This window comes from Streptomyces sp. NBC_00691, assembly GCF_036226665.1.
Taxonomy (GTDB): domain Bacteria; phylum Actinomycetota; class Actinomycetes; order Streptomycetales; family Streptomycetaceae; genus Streptomyces.
On sequence record NZ_CP109007.1, the window covers coordinates 2,545,978 to 2,560,043 of the forward strand.

16 protein-coding genes are annotated in these 14,066 nt (G+C 72.3%); 6 read left to right on the plus strand and 10 right to left on the minus strand.

The window, feature by feature from the left end; translation table 11 throughout:
* Position 1 precedes the first annotated feature (1 nt).
* The 4 genes from OG392_RS11465 to OG392_RS11480 are packed head-to-tail and all read right to left on the minus strand — an operon-like array spanning position 2 to position 2,094.
* Positions 2 to 649, minus strand: coding sequence for a hypothetical protein (locus OG392_RS11465; protein ID WP_329278236.1), 648 nt, complete (start codon positions 647 to 649; stop codon positions 2 to 4).
* The gene (locus OG392_RS11470; RefSeq protein ID WP_329278237.1) at positions 646 to 1,080 is read right to left on the minus strand and encodes a hypothetical protein; all 435 of its coding nucleotides are present in this window, start codon (positions 1,078 to 1,080) and stop codon (positions 646 to 648) included. The genes OG392_RS11465 and OG392_RS11470 overlap by 4 nt, the downstream gene beginning before the upstream one ends.
* Positions 1,081 to 1,082: 2 nt before the next feature.
* Positions 1,083 to 1,286, minus strand: a complete 204-nt coding sequence (locus OG392_RS11475) for a DUF397 domain-containing protein (RefSeq protein WP_329278239.1) — start codon at positions 1,284 to 1,286, stop codon at positions 1,083 to 1,085.
* Positions 1,255 to 2,094 (minus strand): helix-turn-helix domain-containing protein, encoded by an 840-nt coding sequence (locus tag OG392_RS11480; protein WP_329278241.1) that lies wholly within the window; start codon positions 2,092 to 2,094, stop codon positions 1,255 to 1,257. Before OG392_RS11480 ends, OG392_RS11475 begins: the two co-directional genes overlap by 32 nt.
* 84 nt (positions 2,095 to 2,178) lie before the next feature.
* Between OG392_RS11480 and OG392_RS11485 the strand changes: the two genes are divergently transcribed.
* Entirely contained in the window at positions 2,179 to 2,586 is a 408-nt protein-coding gene (locus OG392_RS11485; RefSeq protein ID WP_329278243.1) for an ATP-binding protein, read from the plus strand.
* A 45-nt stretch (positions 2,587 to 2,631) separates the two neighbouring features.
* Complete coding sequence (locus OG392_RS11490) at positions 2,632 to 3,264, plus strand: class I SAM-dependent methyltransferase (RefSeq protein WP_329278244.1); 633 nt, start codon at positions 2,632 to 2,634, stop codon at positions 3,262 to 3,264.
* 81 nt (positions 3,265 to 3,345) lie between these two features.
* Here the strand turns inward: OG392_RS11490 and OG392_RS11495 are convergent, their stop codons facing one another.
* On the minus strand, positions 3,346 to 5,382 hold the full coding sequence (locus OG392_RS11495; protein ID WP_329278246.1) for a hypothetical protein: 2,037 nt from the start codon (positions 5,380 to 5,382) through the stop codon (positions 3,346 to 3,348).
* A 161-nt stretch (positions 5,383 to 5,543) separates the two neighbouring features.
* Between OG392_RS11495 and OG392_RS11500 the strand changes: the two genes are divergently transcribed.
* From OG392_RS11500 to OG392_RS11510, 3 genes are all read left to right on the plus strand, one after another.
* Positions 5,544 to 6,446, plus strand: a complete 903-nt coding sequence (locus OG392_RS11500; protein WP_329278248.1) for an N-acetylmuramoyl-L-alanine amidase — start codon at positions 5,544 to 5,546, stop codon at positions 6,444 to 6,446.
* Between the two features lie 109 nt (positions 6,447 to 6,555).
* Positions 6,556 to 7,413, plus strand: a complete 858-nt coding sequence (locus tag OG392_RS11505) for a hypothetical protein (protein WP_329278250.1) — start codon at positions 6,556 to 6,558, stop codon at positions 7,411 to 7,413.
* 124 nt (positions 7,414 to 7,537) lie between these two features.
* Positions 7,538 to 8,548 (plus strand): LLM class F420-dependent oxidoreductase, encoded by a 1,011-nt coding sequence (locus tag OG392_RS11510; protein WP_329278252.1) that lies wholly within the window; start codon positions 7,538 to 7,540, stop codon positions 8,546 to 8,548.
* A 13-nt stretch (positions 8,549 to 8,561) separates the two neighbouring features.
* Here the strand turns inward: OG392_RS11510 and OG392_RS11515 are convergent, their stop codons facing one another.
* The 4 genes from OG392_RS11515 to OG392_RS11530 form a co-directional block, all read right to left on the minus strand.
* Positions 8,562 to 9,122 carry a hypothetical protein gene (locus OG392_RS11515; protein WP_329278254.1) on the minus strand — a complete coding sequence of 187 codons (561 nt, stop codon included), beginning with the start codon at positions 9,120 to 9,122 and terminating at the stop codon, positions 8,562 to 8,564.
* A gap of 225 nt (positions 9,123 to 9,347) precedes the next feature.
* Positions 9,348 to 10,433, minus strand: coding sequence for a prenyltransferase (locus OG392_RS11520; protein ID WP_329278256.1), 1,086 nt, complete (start codon positions 10,431 to 10,433; stop codon positions 9,348 to 9,350).
* Positions 10,430 to 11,164, minus strand: a complete 735-nt coding sequence (locus OG392_RS11525) for a class I SAM-dependent methyltransferase (RefSeq protein WP_329278259.1) — start codon at positions 11,162 to 11,164, stop codon at positions 10,430 to 10,432. Before OG392_RS11525 ends, OG392_RS11520 begins: the two co-directional genes overlap by 4 nt.
* 37 nt (positions 11,165 to 11,201) lie before the next feature.
* On the minus strand, positions 11,202 to 12,536 hold the full coding sequence (locus OG392_RS11530) for a glycosyltransferase family 4 protein (RefSeq protein WP_329278262.1): 1,335 nt from the start codon (positions 12,534 to 12,536) through the stop codon (positions 11,202 to 11,204).
* A 227-nt stretch (positions 12,537 to 12,763) separates the two neighbouring features.
* Here OG392_RS11530 and OG392_RS11535 point away from each other — a divergent pair, with 227 nt between their 5' ends.
* The gene (locus OG392_RS11535; protein WP_329278265.1) at positions 12,764 to 13,390 is read left to right on the plus strand and encodes a TetR family transcriptional regulator; all 627 of its coding nucleotides are present in this window, start codon (positions 12,764 to 12,766) and stop codon (positions 13,388 to 13,390) included.
* Between the two features lie 78 nt (positions 13,391 to 13,468).
* Here OG392_RS11535 and OG392_RS11540 read toward each other — a convergent pair whose 3' ends face one another.
* Entirely contained in the window at positions 13,469 to 14,014 is a 546-nt protein-coding gene (locus tag OG392_RS11540) for a hypothetical protein (protein WP_329278267.1), read from the minus strand.
* Positions 14,015 to 14,066: the final 52 nt, after the last annotated feature.

Sequence of the window (14,066 nt, forward strand, 5' to 3'; positions counted from 1 at the left end):
GTCACCGACCCGCGGACTCCTCCTGCCCGTCATAGAGCGCGGCCCGCAGAGTGGCGATCAGGGCCTCACCCGGCACCTCGACCCAGTCCGGAGCGGGTACGCGGACGCGCCTGACCTCGTAGCGCCCCTCCTCCGGCTCGCACACCAGGACCTGACGGCTCATCCAGTACATCGGGTCCACCTGCAGCCGGACGGAGCGGTGCGTCATCGTCGGGAACGCGTTCCGCAGCACCTCGTCCCCGTGCAGACGGCGCAGGAGGTCCCGCTGCCCCCGGTAGTACGCGGAGGACAGGAGTACGGCCCACTGCGCGGCGGTGGGCTCCCCCGCTTCGAGCGCCCTGGTGAACTCGTCGAGCTCCAGGAAGCCGAACCGCCGCTTCAACACGTCGACGGGCACCTCCTCGCGCCACGCGGCGATCGCCTCGACGAGCGTTCCGAGGTCGTCCGTGGCACCGATGTCCCAGCCGAAGTCAGGGATGTGGACGCGGAGCCGGAGCACGCCCTCCCCGGTCGCGGTCCCGACCGACAGGTAGCCCCTCGTCGTCTCGATGCCGACGGCGTCCACGGCCCAGGGCGGCAGGCCGATGTCGAGGCCGCGCAGCTCCGCCGCCCGCCGCAGGTTCGCCACGAGGCCGTCCGAGGCGGTCACGGCCGAAGCCCCCTCACACGCCGCAGGGCGAGAACGATGCTGGTCACGGTCGCGGCGACGGCGGTGACCGCGAGGACGAGGAGCCCTGGGTTGACCCACCACGGGACGATCTCCTCACCCGCGCACACCAGACTCACGGGCAGCGCGCTGCTGGAGTCGGGCACCGCCATGTACCCCGCCTTGAACCAGCACGCGTCCTCCGGCTGGAGAAACGGCATGTACGACAGCCCGTACACATGCAGCGCCCCGCCGGCGAGGTAGGCGAGCCCGGCGACCCAGGCGGCCTTCCCGGCGGGCGAGCGGGGGCGCCGGGGCGGCCGGGGCGCCGGCAGTCCGTCGCCCCGCCGGGCCCGGACCAGCCCGATGTACGTGATCCCCGCCCAGGCCGGCAGGCCGACGGCGAGGATCATCATCCCTATGAGGGTCGCCATGATCAGCGACCGCCGACCCGCCCCTCGGCCGCGGCGCTCACGAAGGCCGTGAAGGCGGCGGGGCTGGCGAGGAAGGCGGGGCCTTCGGGGTTCTTGGAGTCACGGACGGCGACGTGGGCGACGAGGTCGGCGACCTCGACGCAGTCGCCGCCGTTGGGGCCGCTGTAGGACGACTTACGCCACCGGAGGTCCTGGCTGGTGCCCATACCGCTCCTTCATCACGCGTTCGATCAGCGCAGCCGATGCCTCCCGGGAGAGGGCCGAGGCCTGCAGCCGAGCGTAGCTGACGGACAGCTCCCTGATCACTTGGGAATTGGCGGTCATTCGGCCCGATTCGTAGCTCTCGGAATAGAGGATGTCGGGGTCATCATCGAAGCGCAGGAGGTTGAACGAACCCAGCAGACCAGGATGCTGACCCGCGGCAAAGGAAAGCACCTGAACCTGCACCCACGGATGGTCGCGATAACTCAACAGGTGCGTGAGTTGGTTCCGCATGACCTCCGCCCCGCCGATCTCCCGGTACACCACCGCCTCGTCGAGAACGACGCACAGCACCGGCGGATGCTCCCGTTCCAGGATCCGCTGACGCTCCATCCGGGCCGCCACCATCTCGTCCAGCCTGTCCGGGTGCTCCACGCTCAGAACCGCGCGGGCGTACGGCTCCGCCTGGAGCAGGCCGTAGACAAGCTGCGACTGGTACGTCGAGATGTACGTCGCCTTCGACTCCATCTCCGCGTACGCCTGGAACCACGTCGGCAGCTGACTCTTCAGAACCAGCCCCACCAGCCGCGAGAACACCCCGCCTGTCAGCAGCGCCGCGTCGACCCGCTCCGAGAACTGGCGCGTCGGGACCTTCTTCGCCGTCTCTATCTGCCCGACGAGCGAGGCCGTGCAGTAGAGGATCGAACCCAACTCCGCCTGGCTGAGGTCCGCCTCCTCTCTCAGCCGACGGAGTTCCGACCCGTAGTAGTCCAGCGGCGAAGCGCTCGGATCCAGGCTGCGGATGTTGACCAAGGCGTGGTCACCCCCAAGCTCACGCGGTGAGGCGTTGTGTTCAGGCCGTAGCCGAGCGTAACGAAGCGCGGCCAGTCTGGTGGCATGAATCAGGCAACGGACCTCTACCCCGCCGCACTTGCGACGAGCTACCGCATGCGGTTCACCGTCGGTGAGCACTCCGCCGGTCACATGCGCCGCATCCTCCGCATGTTCCTCACGCGCTGGGAGCTCGGCCACCTCACCGACCCGGCCGGCCTCGCGCTCACCGAGCTCGTCGCCAATGTCGTACGGCACGTGCCCGGCCGGCGCTGCGCGGTGCTGATCCTGTGCGAGCCGCACGGACTGCGGGTCGAGGTGGCCGACGGCGTGGCCGGAGCGGTCCACGCGAAGGCGGCCGGTCCGCTGGACGACGGCGGGCGCGGGCTCGTGCTGGTGGAGGCGGTGACGGAGCGGTGGGGGGTCGACGAGCGGGCCGACGGGAAGACGGTGTGGTTCGAGTGCGACGCGTAGGGCACGATGGGCGCCGTACCCGCGTACCCGCCAGTAGGAGTCACCATGTCCGAGCCCGCGCCCGAGATCCTCGCCGCCTTCGAGGCGGCCAAGGGCTTCATGCCCGTCGGTGAGGGGCTCGCCCTGTACGCGGCGGCCACCGAGGCCGCGAAGCTCGGGCTGCCGCTCCTGGAGGTCGGCACGTACTGCGGCCGCTCCACGATCCTGCTGGCCGACGTGGCGCGGCGGGCGGGGACGGTCGTGGTGACCGTGGACCACCACCGGGGCAGCGAGGAGCAGCAGCCGGGGTGGGAGTACCACGACGAGACCGTGGTCGACCCGGAGGTCGGGCTCATGGACACGCTCCCGACGTTCCGCCGGACGCTCCGCAAGGCGGGCCTCGAAGAGCACGTGATCGCCGTGGTCGGGCGGTCGCCGCAGGTCGCGAAGGTGTGGGGCGGCCAGCTCGGGTTCGTGTTCGTCGACGGCGGGCACACCGACGAGCACGCCACGAACGACTACGAGGGCTGGGCACCGAAGGTCGCCGCCGGGGGCCTGCTCGTCATCCACGACGTCTTCCCGGACCCGGAGGACGGCGGCCAGGCGCCGTACCGGATCTACCTCCGCGCGCTGGAGTCGGGCGACTTCGAGGAGATCTCGGTCACGGACTCGCTGCGGGTCCTGCGCCGCCGGGGCTGAGCCTCGGGACGGCAGACCGGCGGCCGCCCCCTCGGAAGGGGACGGCCGCCGGGTGGTGCGTGCCGAGGGACGGACCCGGGGTCAGAACCCCGAGGTCACGTACAGGCAGTTGGTGTAGCTGTAGCCCGGTTCGATCTTCGCCTTGCTCGACTTGGTGTCACCGGCCGTGGACGTACCGGTGGACACCCGCTTCTGGAGGAGGTGGTAGTCGCCGGCGGGCAGCAGCAGGGTCGCCTTCGGGTACTTCGAGGACGGTCCCGTGCAGGCCTTGATCTTCTTGGAGCCCGCGAAGATCGGGCTCGGATACTTGGTGCAGGTCCCGCACGCCTTGAGGGTGACCTTGCCGGTCATCGGACCGGTGTAGAGCAGCTCGACCTCGCCCGGGCCGTCGTTGCTCACCACCATCACCATCCGCGTACCGCCGGGCACATCGGCCGGGGGGAGTTTCCCGCCCGCCGCGGGCTCCTCCTCGGCGATCTCGGCGGCGATGGCGATGGAGCGGGCGTGTCCGGCCTGCGGGCTGCTCGGGTAGTCCTTCGCGTACGCCGTCATCGTGTCGAGGGCGGCCTTGAAGTCCTTCTGCTTGAACTGGTCGGTCCCGCAGGCGAAGTCGCCCTTCTGGACGGCCGCGTCGGCCTGGTTCGCGGCGCTCTCGACCGACGGGTCCGTCATGCCGTCGAGGGAGGCCGCGATGGCGTGCAGCTCCCTGGTGGTGCTGCACGCGGTGGTGCCCCCGGCGAGGGCGTCCGTCCGGGTCTTGATCGACGCCTCGAAGGCCGGTGCGACCTTGGGCGCGTACGTCGACTTCGGGAAGGTCTTGAGGAGTTCGCCGAAGCTCTTCCCGGGATCCGGCTCGTAGGTCGTGTTGCCGATGCCGGCCGCCCCGCACTCGTAGAGGGAGTGGGCCAGGGGCTCGTCGGTCTTGGCGGGCCGGGTGCCGAGCAGGTCCTTGTCGACGGTGGCCGGGAGCCCGCGCAGGTAGGTGAGGCGCGGGATCGCGTCGCAGTAGACCTTGTCGGCGTACGGGGCGGAGACCGTCTCGAAGTAGGTGTCGAGGCGGGCGGGGACGAGCTTCCCTGCCCGTGATCCCGCGTGCTCCCGGGCGAGCTTCTCGTACTCGCCGAGCGCCTTGCCGAAGGTCGGCTCGGCCTTGTCGAAGGCGAGGCCGTCGGCGGACTTCACGAGTTCGTCGGCGGCGGCGAGGCGGTCGAGCAGGGCCTGCTCCTTCGCCTCGTCGCGGGCCGCGCCGTAGGCGAGCGAGCCGCCCGCGGGCACGGCGAGCAGGACCAGGGCCAGCGGCAGCGCCAGGCGGCGGAAGGACGTGCCGATCCGCAGGTTCGCGCGCAGGCCGCGGCGGGCGCCGTCGGCCGCGACGGCCAGGAGGAAGGCGCCGTAGCCGACGAGGAGCCCGGCGGGCACTCCGTCGACGTCGGCGGGCAGGGCCAGGACGAGCAGGGCGGCGGTGGCGATCCAGCAGACCGCGGCGCCGATCCAGTTGCGCAGGAGGACGTAACCGAGGCCCAGGCAGGAGAGGTTGAGCAGGCCGATCATGGCGGCCTGGGCCCCGTTGGCCTCGCCGGGCGGCTGGGCGGGCGGCTGCCCGCCGTCGCCGGGCGGCGGTCCGTAACCGGGAGGGCCGTACCCGGGCGGCGGGCCGTACCCGGGCGGCGGTCCGTAGCCGGGCGGGGCGCCGGGCGGCGGAGGAGGCGTACCGGCGCCGGCCCAGCCGGGCGCGGTCGCGGGACCGGCGGCGGGAGCGGAGCCCGGCGCCGTGCCGGACGCGGGGCCGGGAGCGGGTCCTGCGGCCTCGGGGCCGGGCCGGGCCGCCGCGGCGCCCGGCGGCGGGTCGGTCGGTGGTCCGAAGCCCGCCGCAGGGCGTGCCTCCCAGGGCGCGGGCGCCACGGGCGCCGGAGCCGCGGGCGTGGCCGGAGCGCCGGGGTCCGGGGCGGCGGCCCGGTCGGCGGCCGAGGACCGGAGTATCTGCGTCGACGAATCGGGCGGGCCCGCCTGATCGGGTCCGCCCGTACGGCCTGACTGGTTCGGTCTGTCCGGTACGTCGTCCCGCACAGGCCGGTCGGACGGCTCGGGACGTGCGTCGTTCGGTTCTTCCCCCACCACGGTTCCCCCTCGTGGGTCCATGCGCGGTGACACCCCACCGTCGCCTCATCCACCTACCCTTCACGGTCTGCCCACACGCGTCCACCGTTCTGTGAAGCGGTGACCAACCTGCGACGTACCCGCTGCGGGTTTTCGCCCCGTACAGGGCCTAGAGTCGCCAGGTGCCGTACGACCACCGGAAGACCGCCCGCCGCGCCCGCACCCGTACCCGCAGCCTCGCGCTCGCCCTCGCCACCACGGGCTGCTGCGCCGCACTCGCCGGCTGCGGGGCCTCGCAGGCCTCGCCGTCGGAGGGGAAGTCCACGGAGAGCCGGCAGGCCACGTCGCCCGTCCCCGCCACCCCCGCGCCCTCCGGGCCGTCGGGGACCGCGAGCCCGCGGGCGACCCCCGCCTCCCTCGCCGGGCGGACCGTCGTCCTCGACCCCGGTCACAATTCCGGTAACTTCCGTCACACCCAGGAGATCAACCAGAAGGTGAACATCGGGACGAACCGCAAGGAGTGCGACACCACCGGCACCTCCACGAACGCGGGATACACCGAGGCCGCCTTCACCCTCGACGTCACCCACCGGCTGCGGGACCTGCTCACGGCGCGCGGCGCCGAGGTGGTCCTCACCCACGACGCCGACCGCCCCTGGGGCCCCTGCATCGACGAACGGGCGAAGATCGGCAACGCGGCCCGCGCCGACGCCGTCGTCTCCGTCCACGCGGACGGCTCGGCCGTCGGCCACCGCGGCTTCCATGTGATCCTGCCCGCACGCGTACGCGAAGGGTCCGCCGACACCACGAAGATCGTCGGCCCCTCGCGCGAGCTCGGCGAGCGCATCGCCGACCGGTTCGCCCGCGCCACCGGAACGGCTCCCGCCAACTACCTCGGTTCCGGTACGGGGTTGGACGTCCGCGACGATCTCGGCGGACTCAATCTCTCAACCGTCCCCAAGGTCTTCGTCGAATGCGGCAATATGCGTGATCCGAAGGACGCAGAGCTGCTCACGTCGACGACATGGCGGCAGAAGGCCGCCCAGGGGATCGCGGACGGCATCGCCACCTACCTCGGGGGGTAGAACCCGCGGGCGATAGATTCGCTCCGTACGATGGGGCAGCTCCGTGCCATCCCCCGTGCCATGACCTGAGCGCCACCCCGACGCGACGACCCGACGAAGGACTTCTTACGTGAATATCCGCTCCCTCACCCGAGGCGATGGCGTGCTGATCGGTGCAGCGGTGGTGCTGTTCATCGCCTCGTTCCTCGGCATCTCCGGCTGTGACGGACCCGAGGCGATCTGCGACCAGATCGAGAACCCGAACTCCTGGGAGGTCTCGTACCTCGGCTGGGGCTCCTTCTTCCTGGGCATCGCGGGCGCCGCGCTCGTCGTCTTCTCCCGCAGCCTGCCGGAGCAGCGCAAGGTGGCCGGCCTGGAGCTCGGTCAGGTCGGTGCCGCGTTCACCATCGCCTCCGCGTGGACCCTGCTCATGTGGGTCTTCGAGGCGAACAACGCCGGCGCGGGCCTGATCCTCGGCCTGATCGCCGCCCTCGTGCTCGCCGGCGCGGCCGTCGCCGGACCGATGGTCCCGGCCCTCAAGGCCCCGCTCGTCGGCGCCCCCAAGCCGCAGACCCCGCAGCCGTACGGCATGCAGCCGGGCCAGCCCGGCCCGCAGGGCGTCCCCGGCGGCTACGGCTACCCGGGCGCGCAGCACCCGCCGTACGGCGGTCCGCAGGACCCGTCGCAGGGTGCGGGCCAGCCGTTCGGCGCGCAGGCCGCCGCCCCGCAGCCGCACGCCCCGCAGCAGCCCGAGCCGCAGGCCCAGGCCCCGCAGGCGCAGCCGGCCGGGGGCTTCGAGCCGTTCTGGTTCGCGGTTCCGGTCGCCCGTCCGCTGTACGCGGAGGACGGCTCGCAGGCGCCGATCGCCGAACTGGCCCCGGGTACCTGGTACCTGGCGGTCGAGCAGCGCGGCAACACCCTGGTGGCCCAGACGCAGGACGGCCGCCGTGGTGTCCTGCAGGACACCACGGGCATCCAGCGCGGCTGATCCGGCCCCGCACGCAGGACCGACGGCCCCCCACCCGGAAGCGAATCCCTTCCGAGCGGGGGGCCGTTGGCGTACAGTCCCCGCATCCACCTGAACTGACGGTACGTCAGAAAGGATGCGGGGCATGCGACTCGGACTCGCCCTCGGCTACTGGGGCCGCGGCCCCTCCCCCGCCCATCTCGACCTCGCCCGCGAGGCCGAGCGGCTCGGCTACGACTCGGTGTGGACGGCGGAGGCCTGGGGCTCCGACGCCTTCACCGCACTCACCTGGATCGCCGCCCACACCCACCGGATCGCCCTGGGCACCGCCGTCGCGCAGATGGCCGCCCGCGCCCCCACCACCACCGCGATGCACGCGCTCACGCTCGACCACCTCTCCGGCGGGCGGGTCATGCTCGGCCTCGGCCTGTCCGGTCCGCAGGTCGTGGAGGGCTGGTACGGGCGCCCCTTCCCCCGCTCCCCGCTGACCGCGACCCGCGAGTACGTGGACGTGGTCCGGCAGGTGCTGCGCCGCGAGGGCCCCGTCCGGCTCGACGGGCGCCACCACTCGCACCCGTACACCGGCCCCGACGGCACCGGCCTCGGCAAGGCCCTCAAGCCGATCACCCACCCGCTCCGGGCCGGCCTCCCCATCCTGCTGGGCGCCGAGGGACCGAAGAACATCGCCCAGACGCTCACGATCGCCGACGGCTGGCTGCCGCTGTACTGGTCCCCCGAGCGCTGGTCCGAGGTGTACGCCATGCCCGAGCGGCTCCCGGAGGGCTTCCTGGTCGCCCCCATGGTCCGCGCCCAGCTCTGCGACGACGTGGCGGCCGGACTCCTGCCGGTCAAGGCGATGCTCGGCTTCTACATCGGCGGCATGGGCCACGCGGCCCGCAACTTCCACGCCGACCTGATGGGGCGGATGGGATACGAGAAGGAGGCGCGACGCGTCCAGGAACTGTTCGCCGCCGGGCGGCGCGAGGACGCCGTCCTCGCGGTCCCGGACGCCTTCGCCGACGAGATCTCCCTCGTCGGCCCCCGGCGGCGGATCGCCGAACGGCTGGACACATGGCGGCGGGGCCCGGTGACGGACCTCCTCGTCACGTCACCGGACCCCGCGACCCTCCGCCTGCTCGCGGAGCTCAACTCCTAGGTCCTGGACGGCGTCAGCCGCCGCTGAGCTGGGAGGCGCTGGGGACCTTCTCGACGACCTCGGCGCCGGCGGTCCTGCCCGCGTCCTTGACGCTGTTGATGACGTTCTCGAAGGCGCCGACGTCAGCGTCGCCGACCTCGCCCTTGCGGAGCTTCGTCCCGAGTTCCTTGAGCGACTCGATGCCGGCCGTGAGCGGTGCGACCGCCTTCGACAGCAGCGGGTCGCCCTTGGCGTTGTTCGTCGCCGCCTTGAGCCGGTTGTACGTGAACGCGCCCGCGAGACCGGCTTTCACCAGGGCGAGCGTCCGGCCGTCCGCGCCCTTCTTGAACTTGCCCGCGCGGTACGGCTTCACGATCCACTGGTACGTGGCCCCCGCGGCCAGACCCGCGTTGGCCACGAACCGGGTCTTGGCCAGCTTCTGCTGCTCGAAACTGCTCGAAGCCGTCGGGGTCGCCGCCCCGCTCGCGCTCGCGTCGTCGTCGCTGCCGCAGGCGGCGGTCGTCAGGAGCAGGGTGCAGGACAGCATCAGGGCCACGACACCGCGGGACAGGGACCGGGGTAGGGATCTGGGCACGGCAAGGACCTCCCTGGGGGTAGTGGCGCCAGCCTCACCCGGGGCCCCGGGGGTCGCCACACGAGCGACTCCGAATGGGGCCCGCCCCGCCCCTCCCCCGCCCGTCCCTCCGCCGGGGAACCCGTACCGGTCAGGTCCCCGGGGCGTCCCCCGGCGGTCCTGGACGCGTGGCAGCCGCGCGAGAACACGCCTCACCGCCGGGCGGGGTGGTCCGCGGCCGGGGGATCAGCAGCAGTCCGGCTCGAGGCCGGCCGGGAGGCGTTCGCCGCCGAAGACGGCCACGGTCGCCTCCTCGCCGCCGAGGGCGGCCACCGCGAGCAGCAGGGAGCCGGCCGTCCAGGCCGTCTGCTCCTCGGGCCACATGGCCTTGTCGTTCTCCGTCTCGCCCTCGAAGACGTACCCCGTCCAGTACATGCCGTTCTCGGCGCGCAGGTGCTGGATGTCCTGGAGGATGGTGAGGGCCCGGTCCGACTCCCCCATCGCCCAGAGGGCCAGGGCGAGTTCACAGCTCTCTCCGCCGGTCACCCACGGGTTGGGGATCACGCAGCGCACACCGAGGCCGGGCACGACGAACGTGTCCCAGCCGGCCTCGATCCGCTCCTTCGCCTGGGAGCCGGTGACCGCGCCGCCGAGGACCGGGTAGTACCAGTCCATCGAGTAGCGCGACTTGTCGAGGAAGCGCTCGGGGTGGCGGCGGATCGCGTGACCGAGCGCCCCGGCCGCCAGCTCCCAGTCGGGCTGCGGCTCCTCACGGGTCTCGGCGATGGCGAGGGCGCAGCGGAGCGCCTGGTGGATCGACGAACTTCCGGTGAGGAGCGCGTCGTCGACCGGTGTGCCGTCGGCCTCGCGCTTCCAGCCGATCTGGCCGCCGGGCCGCTGGAGGCCGAGGACGAACTCGACGGCCGCGTAGACGGCGGGCCACATCCGGTCGAGGAACGCGTCGTCGCCGGTGGAGAGGTAGTGGTGCCAGACGCCGACCGCTATGTACGCGACGAAGTTGGACTCGCGGCTGCGGTCGGTGACCTGGCCGGGCTCGCCGTCGTGGTACGCCGCGAACCAGGAGCCGTCGCTGTTCTGGTGCCGGGCGAGCCACGCGTAGGCCCGGGCGGCCGCCTCGTGCTCACCGGCGGCGTCCAGGGCCATGGCGGCCTCGGTGTGGTCCCACGGGTCGAGGTGGTGCCCCCGGAACCAGGGCAGCGCACCGTCCTCGCGCTGGACGGCGAGTATCCCGGCGACGGTCTCGGCGGCCTGCTCGGCGGTGAGCACCCCGGGCAGGACGAGGTGCTCCGCGATCCGCTCGGGAAGGGTCACTGGGAGTCGACCTTGGGCTGGTGGGGCTTGGTCGCGTACGCCACGAAGCTCTTGCCGACGACCGGGTTGAGCAGCTGCTCGGCGACCCGGGTCAGGGCGGGCTTCTTCATGATGTCCCAGACCAGGAGCTTGTGGTACGCGCGGACCGGCAGCGCCTTGTCGTTGTCCACGCCGAAGGCGCACTTCAGCCACCAGTACGGCGAGTGCAGGGCGTGCGCGTGGTGGGTGCCGTACGGCTTGAGTCCGGCCTGCCGGATCTTGCCGAGGAGTTCGTCGGCCTTGTAGATGCGGATGTGCCCGCCCTCGACCTCGTGGTACGCGTCGGAGAGCGTCCAGCAGACCTTCTCGGGGCCGTACCGCGGGACGGTGATCGCGATGCGCCCACCGGGCTTGAGGACGCGGACCATCTCGGCGAGCACCCCCTTGTCGTCGGGGATGTGCTCCATCACCTCGGAGATGATGACGACGTCGAAGGACTCGTCGGGGAACGGCAGGTTGAGCGCGTCACCCTCCATCGCGGTGGCCGTCGCGCCCGCGGGGGCCTCGCCCGCCTCCTTCATCGCCGCGAACCACTTGGCGACCTCGCGGATCTCCTCGGCGTTCTGGTCGAGGGCCACGACCTGCGCACCGCGCCGGTAGCACTCGAAGGCGTGCCGGCCCGCACCGCAGCCCAGATCGAGCACACGGTCGCCGGGGGCGAGCGGGAAGCGGGTGAAGTCGACGGTCAGCACGAGGTCCTGCTTTCGCGGTTGGAGGGTACTTGCGATGTCACCGGCGGGCTCCGGCTCCCTGCCGGGCGACCGCCTCGCGGTACAGCTCGGCCGTGCCCTGGGCCGCGCGGGCCCAGGTGAACCGGGACAGGACCCGCTCCCGCCCGGCCGCGCCGAGCCGCGCCCGGAGCTCCGCGTCGCCCAGCACCCGCCCGAGCGCCGCGGCCAGTGCCCCCGCGTCCCCCGGCGGCACCGCGAGACACGTCTCCCCGTCCGTCCCCGCGACCTCGGGGATCGCACCCCCGGTCGTGGCGACCAGGGCCGTCCCCGTCGCCATCGCCTCCGCCGCGGGCAGCGAGAACCCCTCGTACAGCGACGGCACGCAGGAGACCTGCGCGGACCGCACCAGGTCGACGAGCTCCGCGTCGCTGATGCCCTTGACGAACTCGACGGCGCCGGACAGCCCGTACCGCTCGATGGCCGCGGCGACCGGGCCGTCCTCGGCGCGCTTGCCGACGACGACGAGGTGCGCGTCCGGGTTCTCGGTGCGGAGCTTGGCGAGCGCCTCGATCAGATGGATGAGGCCCTTGAGGGGGACGTCGGCGCTGGACGTGGTGACGATCCGGCCGGGGACCTCGGCGACCGCCGGGTCGGGCGACCACAGGTCGGTGTCGGCGCCGATGTGGACGACCCGGATGCGGTCGTCGCGCACGCCGAGGTGGTCGACGATCTCCTGCCGGGAGGTGCCGGAGACCGTGAGCACCGACGGCAGCCGGCGGGCCACCCGCTTCTGCATGCGGGTGAAGGCGTACCAGCGGCGGACGGAGGCGCGGCGCTTCCAGTCGGCGGCGGCGTCGATCTCCAGCTGCCGGTCGACGGTGATGGGGTGGTGGATCGTGGTGACCAGCGGTGCGCCGATCGCGCGCGGACCGCCGAGGAGCCCGTACCCGAGGGTCTGGTTGTCGTGGACGACGTCGAAGTCGCCGCGGCGGGCGGCGAGCATGCGCCGGGCCCGCAGGGAGAAGGTGAGCGGCTCGGGGAAGCCGCCGGTCCACATGGTGGCGACCTCGAGACCGTCGATCCAGTCCCGGTACTCCTCGCGCTTCGGCGTACGGAACGGGTCCGGCGAGCGGTAGAGGTCGAGGCTGGCGAGCTCGGTGAGCGTGAGGCCGGCCAGGTCCTCGCCCTCGTCGAGGACGGGATACGGCTGGGAACCGATGACCTCGACGCTGTGGCCGAGGCGGGCGAGCTCGCGGGAGAGGTGCCGGACGTAGACGCCCTGCCCACCGCAGAAGGGGTTCCCCTTGTACGTGAGGAGAGCGATCCGCAACGGTCTGTCACCGGCTGCGGTGACGCCCTGCCGGGGGCTTGCCTCTATGGCCTCAGCGGTCATGCGCGACCCCCTTCGAGCGTGGTTTCGCCGGAGCGTAACCGCTCGCGCTAATCTAGAACAAGTTACAGACTTGATCGTTCTTGATCTTCTGGCCTGATCTTCTTGATCCTTCAAGGAGGACAGAATCTACCGGCAGGTAGCTCTGTGGTGAGAGCCGGAACAGGTGATTCGCGCCACGGCGCCCGCACCGCCATACTGTCGCTCCCCACCGCACGGAACGGGACCTCATGACCGCAGACATCAGAGCGGACCACAGACCCGCGGCGCCGCCCCTCACGGAGCGCCAGGAGGCACGGCGCCGCCGCATCCTGAACGCCAGCGCACAGCTCGCGGCGCGGGGCGGCTTCGACGCCGTACAGATGCGGGAGGTCGCGGAGGCGGCCGGGGTGGCCCTGGGCACGCTGTACCGCTACTTCCCCTCCAAGATCCACCTGCTGGTCGCGACGATGCAGGACCAGCTCCAGCACATGCACACGACCCTGCGGAAGCGGCCGCCCGCAGGCGCCGACCCGGCGGAGCGGGTGGCGGAGACGCTGATGCGGGCCTTCCGCGCGCTCCAGCGGGAGCCGCAGCTCGCCGACGCCATGGTGCGGGCGCTGACCTTCGCCGACCGCGGGGTGAGCCCCGAGGTCGACACGGTCTCGCGGCTGACGACGGCGATCATCCTGGACGCCATGGGCACGGAACACCCGACCCCGGAGCAGCTCTCGGCGGTCCGGGTGATCGAGCACACCTGGCACTCGGCCCTGATCACCTGGCTGTCGGGGCGCGCCTCGATCGCACAGGTGAAGATCGACATCGAGACGGTCTGCCGGCTGATCGACCTGACGGCACCGGAGGCGGCGCGCCGCTGACCGGACACCACCCGCGCCCCCGGCGAAACAGACGCGCCGGGGGGCGGGCGGTGCCGTGGTTCCGGTGGTTCCGATGGGTCAGGACGAGGGCGTGGCCTTGCCGTTGGCCGCCGCGAGGATCGCCGCGCACTCCGGGCTGTTGTCGACGGCCACGAACATGACCAGCTTCAGCGGGCCGGCGGAGTGGTTGCTGGCCGAGAGCTGCCAGCCGCTCTTCTTCAGGGACTTGATCACCGAGCCGCCCTGCTCGGTCTTCCGCTCCTCGGCCCAGCCGCCCTTGTTCAGGGTCGCGACCGTGTCCGCGTAGGACTTCGCCGGGTCCTTCGCCTTCTCCGCGTCGGCCGTCCAGCTGACCATGCAGTCCTTGGCCTCGGCCGGAATCTGCTCACCCGAGGCGTCCTGCGTGAAGCCGGCCCCGGTCGCCGCGTCGGTCAGCTCCTTGGTGACCACGGCCCCGGTGAGCCGCCCGCCGCCCGAACCGCCGGAGCCGCCCGTCGAGGACGAGCCGGCCGAGGCCGAACCGGCCGAGGAGGAGCCGCCCTTGTCCGTACCGCCCTCGCTTCCGCAACCGGCGACCAGCAGCACCACACCGGCGGCCGCGGCCACCATCTTCGCCTTGCGCACAACACTCCCGAATACGCACGTACGACGGCCTCTTGCCCCCGTTTTCCAGGGC